The sequence below is a fragment of the Nonomuraea sp. NPDC049309 genome (genome assembly GCF_043196965.1).
Lineage (GTDB): Bacteria > Actinomycetota > Actinomycetes > Streptosporangiales > Streptosporangiaceae > Nonomuraea > Nonomuraea fastidiosa.
On record NZ_JBICSH010000002.1, the window covers coordinates 256,846 to 273,725 of the forward strand.

A 16,880-nucleotide genomic window follows, 5' to 3' on the forward strand; every position below is an offset into this window, starting at 1 on the left:
CAGGTGCTGCTGATCGGCGCGCTCCCGCAGATCGCGCTCATGCTGATCGGCGGTTCCCTCGTGGACCGCGTCGGCGCGTTCCGCGTGGCGCCGGCCGCCGACGTGGCACGGGCGGCGGAGGGTCAGCTCGCGTCCGGCACGGCGGGCTTGTCGTCCGTCCAGCCCACCTTGTACGTCGTCACGCCCGACTTCCCGAGCACCGGCTTGCCGTTCTCGGTGAGGTCGGTGTACTCGGCGAGCAGCGTCATCGTCGCGGTGTCCACCAGCACCTGCTCCTTGAGCACCGTCCCCTTCCCCGACACGACGGGCAGGGCGAGCTTGTGGCCGGCGCGGCCCAGCGGGTCCTTGCCGCGGCCGAGGTCGCCGACGCCCTTGGTGGTCTTGAGCACCTGGTACGCGGCCGCCCTGACCTTGCGGGGCACGGGGTCGGCGTACAGGAGCTGGACCGCGTGCTCGGCGATGTAGCGGTCGGCGTTCACCAGCCAGTCCTGCTTCGTGGCCTTGGGAGCGGTGGTCTTCGCTTCTTTCGCGGCCTCGTCGATCCAGGCGCGGACGTCGGCGGACAGCCGCCGCCTGAGCGCGTCGGCGTTCGACGGCAGCGCCTGGAGCTGCTGGTAGGTGTAGGACTTCGCGCCCAGCTTGAACGTGCCGGGCCAGTCGTCGTCCCGCTTGACCCAGCCCTTGCCGGGCTTGGTGGACAGGCGGAACTTCATGCCTTCCGTGCGGTACGCCCAGGTGGTCGGCGACCCGTCGGCGCGCCAGGCCGCCTCGTCCTTCTTGGTGGCGGGCTTGGCGCCCAGCTCGCGGAAGGCGGTCCACCTCTCGCCCTTCGGCGACAGCCAGTCGGTGCTGACGCTGCGCTCGGTCAGGTAGTAGCCGCTGCCGACGGGGTGCGGGTGGGTCTTGGTGAAGGTCTCCTCCACCCGCCAGTACGCGCCCTCCGGGGCGCCGGCGGACGCCGGGGCGGCGGCCACACCGGCGACCAGCAGGCCGGCGGCGACGGCAAGGGTGAATCTCATCGGTGCTCCTTCAACGGGTTGGAGTCCGCCCAGCGGCTGTCCTTGATCGCGATGTACGTCAGGAGCGTGCCGTCGGCGGCGGATCGGATTTCGATGGAAAGGGGCCTGCCGGAGGCCGGGTCGATCACCAGGCGGGTCCTGGTGACCCCCCGGTAGTCCGGCGGCGCGAGCTCGCTGGAGTCGTACTCGACCGCCTGCCCGGTCCGGCCGAGCACGTCGGTCACCTGCCCGGCCGCGCTGACCCCGGGCAGGGAGGCGAGCAGTCGATAGGCGGCGGCTCTCGTTCCGCTCGTCACGGGAGCGAAGAACAGCAGCCGCGCCGCGGTGTCGATGGTCGTGCGGTCGTCACCGGCGATGTACGCCTTCAGCCCCTCTGGGGTGTCGGGCACCTCGCTCATCTTGGTCAGCGGCTTGCCCGCGGTGAGGATGCGGAAGTCCCAGTCCTCGGTCGACCAGGTGCGCTGCTCGCCGGGCTCCGACCGCACGACGCCGCGGTGCCCGACTTCGGAGGGTTCGTCGTACGTCCAGGACGTCGGCTTGCCGTCGGCCTCCCACGCCGCCTCGTCCTGGGGCGTCGCGGGCCTGACGCCCTGCGGGGTCCGGCGGTACCAGGTGAGCCCTTCGGGGTCCGCCGGGATCCAGACCTCGGTCGCTTCGCTCTCGCGCAGGACGTACCGCCCGCCGGGTTCGTGGAACTGCCGCCCGCTGATCTCCGTACTGCCCCACCACGCGCCCTCGTCCGGCATGGCGGCCACGGAGGCGGCCGCGACCAGCAGGAACCGCTTGTCGTCGGCCTGGACGGCCGCTCCGGTCGGTGCGGGCACGCCGCCCGGCGCGACGTACGCGATGGCGATCGACGCCGCGGCGGCGGCCCCGGCCAGGCCGAGCGCCAGCGCGGTCCAGCGGGAGGTTCGGACGCCCCGCCGGGCCCGCCGTTCCCGGGCGAAGGCGGCGGCCAGCCGTTCCCGCCCGGCCCGCTCGACCTCGGGCGACAGCGGCGGCGGGGGCAGCAGGTCCCGAACCGCCTGGTATTCATCCATCAGAGCCTCCACGCAATGGATTGACGCCGCCCAGGGCGGCACGGAGCTTCCTGCGCACCCGGGACAGACGCGAGCCGACGGTGCCGTACGGAATGTCGAGCGCCTGGGCCACCTCTTCGTGGCTCAGCTCGCCCAGCGCGCTCAGCAGCAGCACGTCCCTGTCGCCGTCGGGCAGCGCGCGCAGCTCGGCCGCGAGCCGCCCCTGTGCGCTCGCGGCGTCCACGCGGGTGACCACGCGATCTTCGTGGCCCTGCTCGCGGTCGCCGCCTGTGCCCGCGCTGCGCTGCAGCGCCGCCAGCCGCCGGGCCTCGGCGCGCCGGTGCAGGGCGATCACATTGCTCGCGAAGCCGTACAGCCAGGGACGGACCGCGCCGCGCCGGGCGTCGAACGTGCCGCGCTTTTTGAACGCGGCCAGGAACACCTCGGCCGTGAGATCGTCAGCGGCCTGCCGGTCGAGCCGCCTGCCCAGGTAGGCGTGGATCTCGCGTACGTACCGGTCGTAGATCTCGCCGAAGCGCTCGGGGGTGCGGCGCGACAGCTCGACGAGTGCCTCGTCGCTGAGCGTCCCCGGCGGATCGGCGAGATCCGAAGCCGTCGAATTGGCAGTCACGTCCCCTACTCATCCGATGAGGCGCTCCGCTTTCACGCCCGGTGAAAGCAGCCGGCCCTTCCGGCGGAGTACGGGCGGCCCGCCATGCACGGCGGGCCACAGCGACACCGGCTGGAAGAGGATATGAAGAGCAGACTGTCGTTATTGGTGGGGGCCACGGCGCTGGCGCTCGCCGCATCCACCCTCGCCGCACCGGCGCCCGCGGCGGCCGGGACGCCCGGGGCGCCCGCGGCGGCCGGAGGAGCGCCCGCCGGCTCCCCCGTCACGGTCACCCTGATCACCGGCGACCGGGTGACGGTGACCCCTGGAGGCGGCTATCACGTCGAGCGGGGCGCGGGACGTACCGGGATCTCCTTCGCCATCGACGAGCAGGAGGGCCGGCTGCGCGTGGTGCCCAGCGACGCGGCCTCGCTGGTGCGGCGGGGACGGCTCGACCCGCGCCTGTTCGACGTGACGCGGCTCATCGAGTACGGCTACGACGACCGCCGCGGCGACCTGCCGCTCATCGTCACCGGCTCGAGGCAGGGGCTCGCGAGCGGGCTGCGCCAGTCGATGACCGCGGGCGGTGCCCAGGTGACGCGCGAGCTGAGCGCCGTGCGGGGCCTGGCCGTACGGGTCAGGAAGCAGGACGTGACCGGCTTCTGGAACCGCGTCCGCGACGGCGCGCGCACCCTGTCCGGCGGCAAGGAATCGTCCGGCGATCCGGACGGGATCTGGCTGGACGGCCTGCGCAAGCCCGCGCTCGACACCAGCGTCACGCAGATCGGCGCGCCCGCCGCGTGGCAGCGGGGGCACACCGGCGCCGGAGTGAAGGTGGCGGTGCTGGACACCGGCGTGGACGCCGCCCACCCCGACCTGGCCGGCCGGGTGGCCGCGCAGGCCGACTTCACCGGCTCCGGCGATCCCACCGACCACGACGGGCACGGCACCCACATCGCCTCCACCATCGCCGGGAGCGGCGCCGCGTCCGGCGGGACGTACAAGGGGGTCGCGCCCGGCGTGAGCCTCCTGGCCGGGAAGGTGTGCGTGATCTCCTGTGCGGACTCGGCGGTGCTCGCGGGCCTGCAGTGGGCCGCCGAGCAGGGCGCGAAGGTGGTCAACCTGAGCCTGGGCGGCGAGGACACCCCGGAGCTCGACCCGCTGGAGTCGGCGGTGGAGACGCTGACCGAGCGCTACGGCATGCTGTTCGTGGTCAGCGCGGGCAACAGCGGCAGGCAGCGATCGGTGGAGTCGCCGGCCAGCGCCGACGCGGCCCTCGCGGTGGGGGCGGTCACCAAGTCCGGCGATCTCGCAGAGTTCTCCAGCAGGGGGCCGCGCGCCTACGACTCGGCGCTCAAGCCGGAGATCACCGCGCCCGGCGAGGACATCGTCGCCGCCCGCTCGAAGGACGCCCGGGACGGCGAAGGATCGTACGTCTCGATGTCCGGCACCTCCATGGCCGCCCCGCATGTCGCCGGGGCCGCCGCGATCCTGGCCGGGCAGCACCCGGACTGGAGCCCCGCCATGCTCAAGGCGGCGCTGATGGGATCGGCGTCCCCGAACCCGACGCTGGGCGTCTTCGACCAGGGCGCCGGCCGGGTCGACGTGGACCGGGCCACGGCCCAGGCGGTGATCGCGGAGCCCGGCGGCGTCGGGTTCGGCGTGCAGGAGTGGCCGCACGACGACGACAAGCCCCTCACCAGGCAGGTCACCTACCGCAACCACGGCACCGCGCCCGTGACGCTCGCCCTGTCCGTGGAGGGCGGGTCGGGGGCGTTCACGGTGAGCCCCGCGACCGTGACCGTGCCGGCGGGCGGCCGGGCGGAGGTCTCGGTCACCGCCGACACCAAGGCGGCCCCGGTGGGATTCCTCGGCGGCCACCTCGTCGCCGCCGGCGGCGACGTCCGGGTGAGCACGCCGCTGGCGGTGGAGATCGAGCAGGAGGCGTACGCGCTGACCTTCGAGCACACCGGCCGTGACGGCGCCCCGGCCACCGATCACCTCACCACCCTGCACAGGATCGACCCCTCCGGCCTCGTCCAGGAGATCACCTTGCCGGACTCCGGCGATGGCCGGGGCACCCTCCGCCTGCCCAAGGGCCGCTACGTGATCCGGAGCACGCTGTTCGAGGGCGACCACGCCACCCAGCTCGTCCACCCCGGCCTCGATCTCACCGAGAACCGGACCCTCCACCTGGACGCCCGCCTGGGCAAGCCGATCACGGTCGGCGTCCCCGACGCCTCGGCCGCGCCGGTGAGCGCGCAGGTCACCTTCAGCGACGGCCGGGTCGTCTATCCCCTGGTCTCGGAGCGTTTCGAGAACCTGGCGACCGCGCAGCTCGGCCCCGAACGCTCTTACGACGAATCGAGGACCCAGATCAGCGGGATGTGGGCGCGGCCGGCAGGCTCCCGCGTCTACCAGCTCGCCTGGTTCCACGAGGGCGGCATGGTCACCGGGTTCCGCCGCCAGGTGTCCGAACGCGACCTGGCGACCGTGCGCACCGCCTATGCCGCCCACGTGACCGGCGGCCAGGGCCGCGCCGCCGTCGCCCCGCAGCCGCCGGACGGGCCGATCTCCGAGCTGCTGACCGAGATCACGTTCCCCATGCCGTCCACGATCACCGAGTACGTCAACGCGGACGGCGGGGTGACGTGGCGGCGCTCCTTCTGGGAGGACGGCCCTGAGGGGCGGGCGACCTCCCTGGAGTCCGGCCCCGCCCGCTACGCGCCCGGCCGCACCTACCAGGAGTCGTGGAACACGGGCGTCTTCTCCCCCGTCCTGGCGGCGGGCGAGGAGGGCTACGGGGTCACCCGTTCCGGCGACGCCATCGCGGCGAACCCGTCCCTCTACGGCGACGGCGCCGGCCACCCCGGCTGGTCCGTCATCACCCGGGCACGCGTCGCGCTCTACCGGGACGGTGTCCTGATCGGTGAAAGCGCGCAGCCGGGCAGGATAGGCTTCCGCGTCCCGCCAGAGGACGCCGGGTACCGGCTCGTCGTGGAGACCGAGCGCGGCGCGCCCGCCACCCTCACCACCCGCAACGCGGTCACCTGGACGTTCCGCTCCGGCCACACCGAGGCCGCCACTCCGCTCCCGGTTTCCGTCGTCCGCTTCGCACCCGCCCTGGACGCCGCGAACACCGCGCCCAGCGGGCGGACGTACCGGATCCCCATCCGCGTGGAGCGGCAGCCGGGCTCGGCCGCCGGCGACGTGCGAGAGCTGAGCGTGGAGGTCTCCTTCGACGACGGCGCCACCTGGAGCCCGGCCCGCGTCCACAGGGGCCAGGTCACGGTGCACCACCCGGCCGCCGCCGGGTTCGTCTCCCTGCGCGCCCGCGCCACCGACAGCGCGGGCAACGCGGTGGAGCAGACGGTGATCCGCGCGTACCGCATCACACCCCGGACCTGACCACCGACCGTCTGAGCCCGGTCCGGGCGACCGCCCGGGCCGGGCCCTGCCCGCTCAGCAGTAGTCGCCCGTCACCTGATCCCGGAACGCCTCCGCCGCGCCGACGCTGATGACGGACGGCAACGACGACTCCAACGGGACCTCCTGGCGAGCGAAGCCCCCCCGCATCTCCGAGAACGATGGCCCCCTGCGGAGCCCGTGACCGACGCCGCACAACGCCCCGCATGCCCCCTCCACCCGCCTGAGCAGAAGGCCCCACCGCCTTGAGCGGCCCCGCGCCGACTCATCACCCGTCAGACCTGGACGCCGACGACCTCCAGCAACCGCAGCCGCTCGGCGGTCTCGCTGCCCTCCGCCGCCGTGAAGGCCATGATCCGCAGGTCGGTGCCGAGCGCCGCGAGGATGTCGCAGTCGAGGGTGAGCTCGCCGACGCTCGCGTGCCGGACCGTCTTGGTCAGGGGCTCGTGCACGCCCACCACGCCGGAGTCCCACAGCGCCGCGAAGTCACCGCTGCGGGCACGGAGCTCTCCGATCAGCGCGGCCAGCCCGGCGTCCTTGGGGTAACGGGCGGAGGCCGCTTTCAGGTCGGACACGAACGCGGCGCGGTGGCCCGTCTCCCTGCTCACCGCCTCGGGGTATCCGGCGGGCGGTTCCACGAAGGACCACCACACCGCGTTCCTCGCGAAGCCGCGCGACGCGGGCGGCCTGCCGAACAGCGCGGCCCACAGGCGGTTCCACGTGATGAGGTTCCATGCGGCGTCGTACACGCTCAGCGGCGTGCCGGTGAGCCGGTCGAGCAGGCGCTGGACGCCGGCCGGCACGTGGTCGGAGATCTGCCCGGGGCCCGGCGCCGCCTGACCGGCGAGCACGAACAGATGCTCGCGCTCGGCCGCCGTCAGCCGCAGCGCCCGCGCCAGCGCGGACAGCACCTGCGGGGACGGGTTCGTCGACCTGCCCTGTTCGAGCCGCACGATGTAGTCGACGGACAGGCCGGCGAGCTGGGCGAGCTCCTCACGCCGCAGGCCGGGCGCGCGGCGGCCTCCGTCGTCCGGCAGGCCGACCTCGGCGGGTTTCGTACGATCCCGCCAGGCGTGCAGCGCCCTGCCCAGATCCGTGGTCATCTCCCCAGTATGGGCATGCGGCCGCGTTCCGTCGTGGTACTGCGGGTCCACTGGCTGTGGCGGGCACTGGCTGATGCCCGCGGCTCCCCGGAAGGTGGAGGCACCGGCCGTCGGACGGTGGCCGGCGGGGACCGCTCGCCGGTCGGGACCTTCGGGACCGAAGGAGCACGTTCATGAAATATCGCAATCTCGGGCGTACCGGGATCAAGGTCAGTCCGTACGGGCTGGGCACGCTGATGTTCGCCAGCCAGATGGGCAACGACCCGGACGAGTCGGTCCGGATCATCCACAAGGCGATCGACGCCGGGATCAACCTCATCGACACCGCCGACCGCTACGCCGACTCCGAGGACATCGTCGGCAAGGCCCTCAAGGGCCGCCGCGATCAGGTGGTCCTGGCCACCAAGGTCGGCATGCCCATGGGCGAGGGCCCGAACCAGCAGGGCGCCTCCCGCCGCTGGATCACCACCGCCGTCGAGAACTCCCTGCGCCGCCTCGGCACCGACCACATCGACATCTACCAGCTCCAGCGGCCCGACCCGGACACCGACCTGGAGGAGACGCTGTCCGTTCTGACCGACCTCGTCAGGGCGGGCAAGGTACGCGTGATCGGCTCCTCGACGACGCCCGCCTCGATGATCGTCCAGGCCCAGTGGACCGCCGAACGCGCCGGGCTGCAGCGTTTCCGCACCGAGCAGCCGCCGTACTCGATCCTCAACCGCGGCATCGAACGCGAGGTCCTGCCGCTCGCGCAGCAGTACGGCATGGGCGTCATGGTGTGGGGCCCGTTCGGCCAGGGCCTGCTGACCGGCCGGGTGCGCAAGGGCGGCGAGAACGACCTCAAACGCGTCCGGTTCTCCCGCCACCTGTCCGACGAACGCCGCATCGAGGTCGTCGAACAGCTCATCCCGCTCGCCCAGGAGGCCGGCCTGCCCATGACCCACCTGGCCATGGCGTTCACCATCGCCCACACGGGTGTCACCGCCGCGCTCCTCGGCCCGCGCACCATGGAACACCTCGACGACCTGCTGGCCGGGGCCGACGTCGAGCTGTCCGACGACCTCCTCGACCGGATCGACAAGATCGTCCCGCCGGGCACCGACGTGACCGCGCTCGACCAGGAGTACAAGCCCCCGGCGCTCCTCGACCCCACCCTCCGCCGCCGCCCCGCCGGGCACCGGTCGGCGGCCTGAGTTCGAGGTCCTGCCCTGGCGGCACGAAGTACCTGCCGTACTCCAGGAAGTCATTCCCTGGCTTGCCCGCCTCGACGTACTGATCGGCGGGCGTCGTCAGCTGACCTCCAGCGGTACGCGGCAGACGAGGCAGCTCGGAGGAGAACAGCGGAGGGTCCTCCAGAAGGAGTCCGGAGACGAGGTCCCGGCGCTCGGCGGCGATCCACAGAGCGAGCAGCCCGCCGGAGGAGTGCCCGGAGACGATCGCGGGTCGGCCGACCGCCTGCTCCATGAACGCGGCCAGTAGCGCACCGACCCGGGCGTTGGAGTAGCCGTTCGGGTCGAGCCGGTCGGAGCCGCCGTGCGTAACTGCAGATGACGACCTGGCTCATGCAGAACATCAGCGAGAACCAAGCCATCGCGCAGGAAATCCGCAACCGCATGCACTCACTGCGGCACCCTGAAGCACCCCGGCACTGGGCGCACTTTCTGTACGTCCTATAAATGCTCGATCGACGCACCCGGAATACCGCGTACGCAGCAATCGACGCGAAGGTTGAATTCCATACCACTTAAGCACTGATGATCTCTACCGCCACCCACCCATCCGCCGGACCTCCAGGTCAGGACACTCACCGCGACGCCGAAGCCACGCGACGATTCGCCATATCAACGTTCGTCCATATCGCCGATACATACCTTACTCACATATTCGCGACCTCAGTTATACCTTCATTCCGATGAATCCCGTCGCGACGAAAACGAATCAAGCCCGGAGCCTGACAGCCGCTGCCGAGGTCCCGGGCGGAGCGCTCATGATCCAGGGCGGAGATTTTGGGAGCGCCACAAAGCCGAAGTGCAGGCAGCTCATCGCAGAAATGCTCAAGGCGCGGAAAATCCAAGACCTCTACAAGCAGCCGCGGCAATGGCAGCAAACACCGTCCGCCACGCTGGGGCGTCGGACCATCCCTGGCTCGGGCTTCTTCAAGAATCCTCAAGGGGTCGCATGTGCCGCCCTCCCGGCGGCCGTCATCTCCTGCACCAATCTGCTCGGCAGTCGGGCCTGGGACAACCTGGGAGACACCATCAAGGCGGGCGCAGGAAAGACCTGCAAGGCGTTGACGACCTCATCGAGAAGATCGAGTTTTGGCGATCCCCTTTCGAAGTGCGGAGGCATCGTGACGACAACTGAAGTTCCGCCTCGTGCGAGCAGCAACCGCCGCATCATTCCACCCAGCGTGGACGCTCTGCTCGCGTTGCTGACCGGTATCATCACGGCCGGCCCATACAGGGAAACCCTCGTCTACTGGCCGATCTTCATCGCAGCACTGCTCGTGATGTCCTTCTTCAACCACGTGCTCCTGACGATCGCATTCGGCGGAAGCATCGGCAAGCTGCTGACCGGCCTGCGAACCATCCGTATAAGCGACCTGGAAAAGCCGACCCTCGGCCAGGCGACCCGCCGATGGCTGTGGGGCTTCTTTTACATCTCGTACATCCCCATCATGATCCTCACCGGCACCGACATGGACCACCATGACATCGCCGGCCTGCGGATCGTTCGGCGAGTCGACGTCCGCCGCTTGAAAGGCTGATCGACGGTGGACGTACGCCTCGACATGGAACTGGACCAGTTCCGCACACAGATCAGCGAGGACCTGACCGACACCGGCACACCATCACTGCACGCACCAACCGGCATCACCGCCAGGTCAGTCAGCCACACCGGCCTCTCGGCCTCCCTCGCCGACATGCTCAAAGACCGGAAAGCCGACCATGCCTGACCGCTTGAGCGAATGGCAGGCGGACATGCGCCTCATCACCAAGGCCACCGACGGCATCGAACGAACCCTGCAAGCAGTAGACGCCACCTGCCACAGCAACATCTGGGCCGGCCCCGCCGGCGACCGCTTCCGAGAACAATGGGCCCAGCGACGCGCAGCCCTCAACGACGTCAGACCCCAGCCACAGCAGATCACGGCAAGAGTGAAGCGCGAAGAAGAGCAACGCCTCACGGGCGGCCCGAGCGGCCCACACGCAAGCACGTACTGAACAGCGATCATCCAGCCTTCTCACCCGCGGTCACACGCACGCCGCCTCCGCAGCTGATTACGGCGAGCACCACCCTCGAACCGACGGCCTCACCCCAGAGTCGACGGCCTCCGACACGAAGATCAGGGTGCATTCTGAGCTACGGAGGTCGAGTCCGCACAGCTCAGCGCTCAATACCCGACATAGGCAACCACGCTGACGAGCGCTTCCAGCTTGGCCTCCTGCTCTCCAAGCACCTTCTTGACCTCAGGCCGATGGCATACCTGATCAGCCGCAGCCGTGGACGGCCGGACACAATGAGAGAGGCCCGTCACCGCGTTTCCGCTGGTGACGGGCCTCTTCCCGCTGGTGTGGCAGGTGCAAGGTTCGAACTTGCGTAGGCTGAGCCGACGGTTTTACAGTCCCTCTGCGATCATGTGTTGACCTGGGCTTGCACTGACGACCACCCCGACTTAGCCGCGCATTGGCCGTGATCTTTTGACAGACCGAGCTGACTTCGATCCTCTCGGGAGGCACTACGGCCTCAGAGCAGTCCATTACCGCAAGCTTCGGGAGGGCCACAGCTCGGAGACCCCAGCCCTGCCGTTTAGCTCCGGCCGCCGGCGAGTGCGGCCACGGCAAGGAGACGAAGGAACAGCCGCTGCAAGTTGACGACCATGGGAAGGACGCCTGCTATCTGGTCGCTGCGCTGGACCTGGTGGGGGCGGCTATGGTGCGGTCGCCGGCCAGGGTTGCGCTCACGGGCCGTGAGTCTAAGGCAGCGGCGAGGTACGGGCGCCCGGTCGCGGACCCGGAGTGAGGCGTTGACGGCAACCACTCGAGGCGGTAGCCCGGGTGCCAGCGTAGTCGGCGGACGAGCTTCGCTAAGTCGTGCGCCGAGGTGCCCACTCTACTGGTGGCGATACATGGAAGTCGCGGCCCGGCCCTGGCGTAGGCCCGTCGTCAGGCTAACCCGTCAGCCGCGCGCATGGTCCCCTTGGTATAACATGCTGTCTGACAATCAGTCGCTTAAGGCCCATCTGGATAGGCAAACCAGCAGATCGACTACAGAGCGACCAGCGGGGCGACTGCAAAACACACACTGAAGCTCCGACAACGACGGCAAATGCCACCGAGGTGTCGGCTCACCGTACTATCGTAGGAATGACAAAGCCCCGGCCATGCAGTGACAGTGCATGGGCAAGGGCTTGGTCATGCCCAACAGCCGAACCACTACAGGTGGCCCGCTCTGTAGGTGCTACAGCAACTGCATAACTCACCATACAGCAAGCGGGCGTGATGCGGTACGCAATACACATCACGCATCTATGACCTGCACCTCTGTTGTTCGGCTGATCGTCAACTGCAGAGGAGGTCAGGTGTTCAAACGAACGCCGTCTGATCCGTCCCCGGACCAGAACAAGCCCAACGCCACGGGCCCGACGCCGGAGTCTCCTGACGATGGCGGGCTTCGCATCTCGCAGAACGCTCTTCGCACTCTCGCAAAGTGTGCCGTCTTGATCGTCTCGATCTGGGCGGCCGTGGAGCTAGCCAAGCAGGGCGTTGATCCGGCGGTGCTTGGGCTCATCCTGAAGAACTTCAGGGTGTGACCTGGAGTATCCCCGTCGGTGCCGCCGGCGGGTCGTCCCTCAGGGGCGGCCCGCCGGCGATCCGCTTTGGCCACCGAGTCCGTCCCCCGACGCCGGCCGGCCGAGCGCCTACGGCAGCGGGTAAATCATGATCGGGTCGTTCGGGCATCCGGCCGCGAGGAAGGTCATCGTCTCTTTCTCTGCGGTCGCGGTCAGATGCGCCCGACCGCCAGCCCGACCGGATCCGCTCCGGCGCTCCACCAGCACGATCCGCACCTCGGACAGAATCTTCCGGTGATGCGACACCGTAGACTGCCCCACCCCGGAGGCCGACACGATCTGGATCCGCGTCGCGTCGGCCAGCGCCTTGAACTCACTTGCGTACTCCTTGGCCTCCGCACGCGGAAGAGGACCCTTATCGTCATTCATCGAATATCGACGATTTAACGATCAAGGTAGCCGAGGGAAGAGCGTCCCCGAATTACGCTGTCGGCGGACGGCCGAGACCTGTCCGAAGAGTGACCAGCTCAATCACCGAGAATCTCTCGGCCATGCCTCAGTCAAGGCGGCAACGAGTGCCGTACGGGCGTAGTCGGACCCAGGCGTCGGGCAAGCACTTCGGCGACTCTGGGGGCGACCATGCACGACCTTCCACCATCCGCATTCCTGCGCCGGTCACCATCCGACCCGAGACACGGGTACGGCCCGGTTTGGGTTGCCCTTGCACTCGCCGTCAGCGCCGCGTGCGGCTTCCTCCTCGGTCAGGACAGGCAGGAGCCGCAGACCGCTCTGCCCCCGGTGGCCGTCCATGTCGCCGTGACGCCTCCATCGCCCGCTCCTCCCTCGCAGCCCGCGACTGCACCCACCTTGCGAGTCCCACAAGATAAGAACGTGCCGTTGAGCTCCAGAAGGGTCGATAAGCCCCGCACGACCGCACAGGCGAAGGCACATGAAAAGACCCGGCTCCACGCGGGACATCCCCGCCTGTGCGCCAAACTGAAGGCGGTCAAGGCGCGCGTCTGCAGGGCCCTCTTCAGTCGGTGACCGCAACCTCGATCCGCACAATCCGCAGAATGGACCTTACGAGGCGTCCGTACAGGTCACAGCTTGCCGGCACTGGCAAAGACCGAAGCTGCGCCCGATCAGCAGATTGCCGCGGTATCCGCAAAATCGCCACACGCCGATCAACACGGAGCGGTTGGTCAGGAACGCCCAAGCTGTACTTGGGCCAGTGAACGCCAGTCCCAAACGGTCTCCGGGCCGTCCTGATTGACGATGTGGATGCTGCGAATGATGATGTCCCGATCAGGAAGTCGCTTACCTAACGCCCTGATGATGGGCTCCGCCGGTCCCTCAGCACTGCTGTAGGCCACGGTGACATGAGGCATCCAAGCTGTATGAGCGAGAGCACCCTCACTGCCGGTGGCGGCGAGTGTCGCGGACTTGGCCGCTTCTAGCAGGGGCAGTAGACGATCCGCCGGCCGAGCCTCAAGGACGATCGCCTCGGGGTGGTAGAGCACCCGTCCTAGCGTGACCGTGATGGGCGGAACCTGTCCGAGTAGTGCGGCTGCCGCCTCCGCCATGACGTCCACTTGGTGATCGGTGATCTCATGCGAGTAGCCGGCGACTAACGTAGTGAGGTGGATGTACTTCTGCGGCACGAGGTCGAGGCCGGGCAGGCCGGCCAGCCGGTCGTGAGCCTCCTGCACGATGGCCCGCGCTTCGTTGTCCTCTCCTAAGAGGACGTGCCAGTAGATCCTGCCCTGCCCTGGCGGCAGCATTAGCGCTCGTCGGTTCTCCCAGCGGTTCACCATCCGCGTCGGTAGAGGGCTCACGCATCCTCCTCTACAAGGGCGGGCAGAGCCCGAGCAGAGTTGAATATCTTGATCTGCTCGCGCAGCGTGGTCACCATATCCGAGCCACGAAAGCGTGGGGCGGCGAGCTGCGCATCCATCCGCACCAGGTAGTTGGTGATCGTGGACAGCCGGTGCTCCGGTGGCAGGGATAGGGCGGGCGTCACCTGCTCCAGGGCGCCGTCCAGGTCGTCCATCATCACGCATGCGATGCCGGCGCCGAAGCGGACCTGCGCCCAGGTGCCAGCCACCCAAGGCGCGCCGGCGGCCCACGCAGCATCGGCTGCCGCTGCGGCCCGCAGTGCCGCGGCATGGTCCTTAGCCTGGAGAGCCACGGACAGGGCATACAGCGCCTGCCTCGACGGCGGGCATGACCAGGGTGTCAGGCCAGAATCGCCAGCTACGGAGTCGGCTGCTTCGCTCGCACGAGCAAGAGCTTCCCTGGCTCGTGGGAAATCGCCGAGCAGGCTTGCGGCGTTCGCTTCCTGGCTAGCCAGGAGCACTCGTAGAGGTGTGGCCGGGCTGCATTCGTAGCCGCGTCTGGCCGCATCAGCGGAGATCGCGTAGCGGCCTCGCCAGCGCTCGGTCTTTGCCTGAGCGCTCAACGCCGCTGCCTCGCTCACACCTGCTTCTTGAGCGGACAGCAGAGCCGCCCTGGCGTAGACGATGGCCGATTCGTCGTCGTACAGGTCGCCCAGCAAGATGCAGGCGTGTGCGAGTAGTTCGGCGTCGATCCGGAACAGCTCGCGTGTCTGGTGGAGCCGCTGTTTTCCGCCACGCAGAAGCCCCACAACTCGTCGGTGCAAGCGCAGGACGCCGGCGAGCATGGGGGCTGGCGGGGTCTGCGTGTGGCGCTCAACCAGGCTGTAGCGGCATTCCTCGATCATGGCGATGGTGGTGTCGCCAACGTTGGTCTGCTCGATCCAGAAGGTGTGATCAAGCAGGTCGTCGCTTATCGACGCCGTCACAACCCCACCCCCACGGCCGAAGAAATCGGCCTCGTCCATGCCGAATACCCGGCAGTACAGCAAGGGGTAAGGGTCTTTCGGACGGCTCTTGCCCGCTTCGTGATCTTTGATCCTTCGGACCACCGACTCGAACTCCGGCAAGGTGATCTCCACGCCAGCAGCCTGGAACAGGTGCCTGGCCAGTTGCTTCTGAGACCAGCCGCGCCGACGTCGCTCATCCCGTATGCGTTCGGCCCACCGAGGCGTCTTGGGCGGTTCCAGCATGGCGTCACACCTCACCACCGAGTAGGGGGACACGGTCGCCGCCCCCAGTGTCCCCCAACCGCATCTGTCTACGCTCTATTACTCAGCGTTGTGATTGTTTCGTGTACTGGGACGCGAATGACCTGAACTCCAGCGCTGAACCCGGGCTCGAAAGGTTCCTGGCTGTCATGGCTCGGAGCACCGGCCGAAACACCCCTGTAGCGCTCGCGGAGAACTTGCGGGAGCGCCAGCTTGCCGTGCTGCGCGGCACCTATCCGGCTTGGGATATCGCCCAGGAACACGACTGGACGGGGAAGTTGTGGTGGACCGCCGTTCCAAAGCAGTCTCTGACCGTCGAGCTGGTGGCCGCGGGGGTCGTACGCAAAGTCCGATGTGAGGACCCCATCGCGCTTGCAACCGCCCTGGCTTGGCGGTCAGCTCTCATCTGCGACGTCGAGAACTCGGACCTGGCCCGAAGGGCCTGTCTGGCTCAGCCAACGCAGGAGCTGCGGGCATGACCTCGACGCAGCGGCAGGCAAACGACCTTGATCTGAGCGGGGCGTTCAGACGCTTCTACGTCTGGCGTGACACCGCTGGTCTCTGGCGCGCGAGACCGCTGCCCAAGCTGACGGCCGGTGAACTCGCTTATGGCGTCCTGCCGGAGCTGGTCGCCGACTCTCCGTTGCAGCTCGCCTACAAGTGCACCTGGCAGCGGAGCCGGCGCAAGGTCTACTGGTACCTCAAGAGGTATGGCGCGGAGGAACGGGAGAATGGCCCGGCTTCCTGACCACCCCGAACACGTGTGGGAGCCGTACCTGCGCCCTCCGAAGGACCGTCTCCGAATCACAGAGACATCATGTTGCGGCGCCTACGAGTGGGCCTGCCAAGGCGGGGAGTTCCTCATCCTCCGGCGCACCTCCACCGATCAATATGAGGAAACCGCAAGAGGCTTGTACGCCCCTGCACGGCAGGTGTGGCAGGCGCTGCTGGCTCTGCATAACGAGGAGCATCAACAAGAGGCCCTCACCCAGGTAGCCACTCATCCCAAGCAGCGTAGGAGGACATTGCCACGGAAGCCTGTCACGTGAGACGCCGCCGTAGCCATCCTTGTCCCGGATGGTATAGGGCCGCTTCGGCACGAGACAACTCAGCGAGAGGCGTGAGCGATGAGCTGTCAAGCCCGAGGTGAGTGCACGGTTCAGGCGCTCTTGCCCGTCTCACTTTGGTACAGCAGAGCCGACAACCCATCCTTTGCATCGGCTACGCGATCACGGATCCTGCTGGCACGCCGTTCCGCCGCCGCGCGGCTCCTGACCCCCAGGGGACCGGCTAAGTCCGACCAACGAGCGTTGAGCTTGCGGGCTTCCGCGATCGCCTCCGCCTCTACCCGATCGAGACTCGACCGCAGTTCCCGGACGAGAGACAAGATGCCTAGCAATGCTTCGACACTTGGTGTTGCGTGATATACATCCGCCCGCCCATCGCTGACCCTACGGCAGAGAGATATCTCGTTGAGGATGTAAGTGATACCGACGGACATGCTGTCCAGGTCCTCGTACCCGTGTCGCGGCGGCATTAAATCGTACAATCCACGCACGCGCGTACTCAGTTCATAGGCGCATGCGGGCCTCCTCGGCCCAGAACTCGCTACAGACATAACCACAAGTATGGCGACACCAAGAGATCAGGTCATACATATGACGACATGATCATGCTGCCAGATGAAAGCCACTAATCCCTTAGGTGTGTTCTAACACCACCCAGTAGGTAATATCTCACTCTCCCCCGATTCGACTGGCTTGTGCTAGACGCGATAAGGCTTCTACTGTGGTTCACGGCTGAAGCGA

Annotated in this window: 15 protein-coding genes and 1 pseudogene; 8 read left to right on the forward strand and 8 right to left on the reverse strand. The window is 68.3% G+C overall.

The genetic code is table 11. The features are described from left to right. Nucleotides 1-122 precede the first annotated feature (122 nt). The 3 genes from ACGFIM_RS15005 to ACGFIM_RS15015 are packed head-to-tail and all read right to left on the reverse strand — an operon-like array spanning nucleotide 123 to nucleotide 2,669. Entirely contained in the window at nucleotides 123-1,019 is an 897-nt protein-coding gene (locus ACGFIM_RS15005) for a hypothetical protein (RefSeq protein WP_393200272.1), read from the reverse strand. Next, nucleotides 1,016-2,059 (reverse strand): CU044_5270 family protein, encoded by a 1,044-nt coding sequence (locus tag ACGFIM_RS15010; RefSeq protein ID WP_393200274.1) that lies wholly within the window; start codon nucleotides 2,057-2,059, stop codon nucleotides 1,016-1,018. The genes ACGFIM_RS15005 and ACGFIM_RS15010 overlap by 4 nt, the downstream gene beginning before the upstream one ends. Beyond that, nucleotides 2,052-2,669, reverse strand: coding sequence for an RNA polymerase sigma factor (locus ACGFIM_RS15015; RefSeq protein ID WP_393200276.1), 618 nt, complete (start codon nucleotides 2,667-2,669; stop codon nucleotides 2,052-2,054). The genes ACGFIM_RS15010 and ACGFIM_RS15015 overlap by 8 nt, the downstream gene beginning before the upstream one ends. Before the next feature lie 123 nt (nucleotides 2,670-2,792). Between ACGFIM_RS15015 and ACGFIM_RS15020 the strand changes: the two genes are divergently transcribed. Continuing rightward, nucleotides 2,793-6,056 carry a S8 family serine peptidase gene (locus ACGFIM_RS15020; RefSeq protein WP_393200278.1) on the forward strand — a complete coding sequence of 1,088 codons (3,264 nt, stop codon included), beginning with the start codon at nucleotides 2,793-2,795 and terminating at the stop codon, nucleotides 6,054-6,056. Nucleotides 6,057-6,349: 293 nt separating this feature from the next. Here the strand turns inward: ACGFIM_RS15020 and ACGFIM_RS15025 are convergent, their stop codons facing one another. Next, nucleotides 6,350-7,177: a helix-turn-helix domain-containing protein gene (locus tag ACGFIM_RS15025; RefSeq protein WP_393200280.1), complete on the reverse strand. Its 828-nt coding sequence runs from the start codon at nucleotides 7,175-7,177 to the stop codon at nucleotides 6,350-6,352. A gap of 173 nt (nucleotides 7,178-7,350) precedes the next feature. On the opposite strand from ACGFIM_RS15025, the gene ACGFIM_RS15030 reads away from it, so the two are divergent. Beyond that, nucleotides 7,351-8,370, forward strand: a complete 1,020-nt coding sequence (locus ACGFIM_RS15030; protein ID WP_393200282.1) for an aldo/keto reductase — start codon at nucleotides 7,351-7,353, stop codon at nucleotides 8,368-8,370. 40 nt (nucleotides 8,371-8,410) lie between these two features. Here the strand turns inward: ACGFIM_RS15030 and ACGFIM_RS15035 are convergent. Then, nucleotides 8,411-8,701 (reverse strand): annotated as a pseudogene (locus ACGFIM_RS15035) (alpha/beta fold hydrolase); the annotation flags it as partial. Between the two features lie 388 nt (nucleotides 8,702-9,089). Here ACGFIM_RS15035 and ACGFIM_RS15040 point away from each other — a divergent pair. From ACGFIM_RS15040 to ACGFIM_RS15055, 4 genes are all read left to right on the forward strand, one after another. After that, nucleotides 9,090-9,944: an RDD family protein gene (locus ACGFIM_RS15040; RefSeq protein WP_393200284.1), complete on the forward strand. Its 855-nt coding sequence runs from the start codon at nucleotides 9,090-9,092 to the stop codon at nucleotides 9,942-9,944. Nucleotides 9,945-9,950: 6 nt separating this feature from the next. Next, nucleotides 9,951-10,133 (forward strand): hypothetical protein, encoded by a 183-nt coding sequence (locus ACGFIM_RS15045; protein WP_393200286.1) that lies wholly within the window; start codon nucleotides 9,951-9,953, stop codon nucleotides 10,131-10,133. Nucleotides 10,134-10,137: 4 nt separating this feature from the next. Further along, nucleotides 10,138-10,401 carry a hypothetical protein gene (locus tag ACGFIM_RS15050; RefSeq protein ID WP_393200288.1) on the forward strand — a complete coding sequence of 88 codons (264 nt, stop codon included), beginning with the start codon at nucleotides 10,138-10,140 and terminating at the stop codon, nucleotides 10,399-10,401. Nucleotides 10,402-11,759: 1,358 nt separating this feature from the next. After that, entirely contained in the window at nucleotides 11,760-11,990 is a 231-nt protein-coding gene (locus tag ACGFIM_RS15055; RefSeq protein ID WP_393200290.1) for a hypothetical protein, read from the forward strand. Nucleotides 11,991-12,098: 108 nt separating this feature from the next. On the opposite strand, the gene ACGFIM_RS15060 is transcribed toward ACGFIM_RS15055, so the two are convergent. The 3 genes from ACGFIM_RS15060 to ACGFIM_RS15070 form a co-directional block, all read right to left on the reverse strand. After that, the gene (locus tag ACGFIM_RS15060) at nucleotides 12,099-12,398 is read right to left on the reverse strand and encodes a hypothetical protein (RefSeq protein ID WP_393200292.1); all 300 of its coding nucleotides are present in this window, start codon (nucleotides 12,396-12,398) and stop codon (nucleotides 12,099-12,101) included. A 773-nt stretch (nucleotides 12,399-13,171) separates the two neighbouring features. After that, nucleotides 13,172-13,804: a 2'-5' RNA ligase family protein gene (locus ACGFIM_RS15065; protein ID WP_393200294.1), complete on the reverse strand. Its 633-nt coding sequence runs from the start codon at nucleotides 13,802-13,804 to the stop codon at nucleotides 13,172-13,174. Beyond that, entirely contained in the window at nucleotides 13,801-14,943 is a 1,143-nt protein-coding gene (locus tag ACGFIM_RS15070; protein ID WP_393200296.1) for a hypothetical protein, read from the reverse strand. The genes ACGFIM_RS15065 and ACGFIM_RS15070 overlap by 4 nt, the downstream gene beginning before the upstream one ends. 212 nt (nucleotides 14,944-15,155) lie before the next feature. Between ACGFIM_RS15070 and ACGFIM_RS15075 the strand changes: the two genes are divergently transcribed. Further along, nucleotides 15,156-15,551: a hypothetical protein gene (locus tag ACGFIM_RS15075; protein ID WP_393200298.1), complete on the forward strand. Its 396-nt coding sequence runs from the start codon at nucleotides 15,156-15,158 to the stop codon at nucleotides 15,549-15,551. Then, nucleotides 15,548-15,820 (forward strand): hypothetical protein, encoded by a 273-nt coding sequence (locus ACGFIM_RS15080; RefSeq protein ID WP_393200300.1) that lies wholly within the window; start codon nucleotides 15,548-15,550, stop codon nucleotides 15,818-15,820. Before ACGFIM_RS15075 ends, ACGFIM_RS15080 begins: the two co-directional genes overlap by 4 nt. Nucleotides 15,821-16,880 lie beyond the last annotated feature (1,060 nt).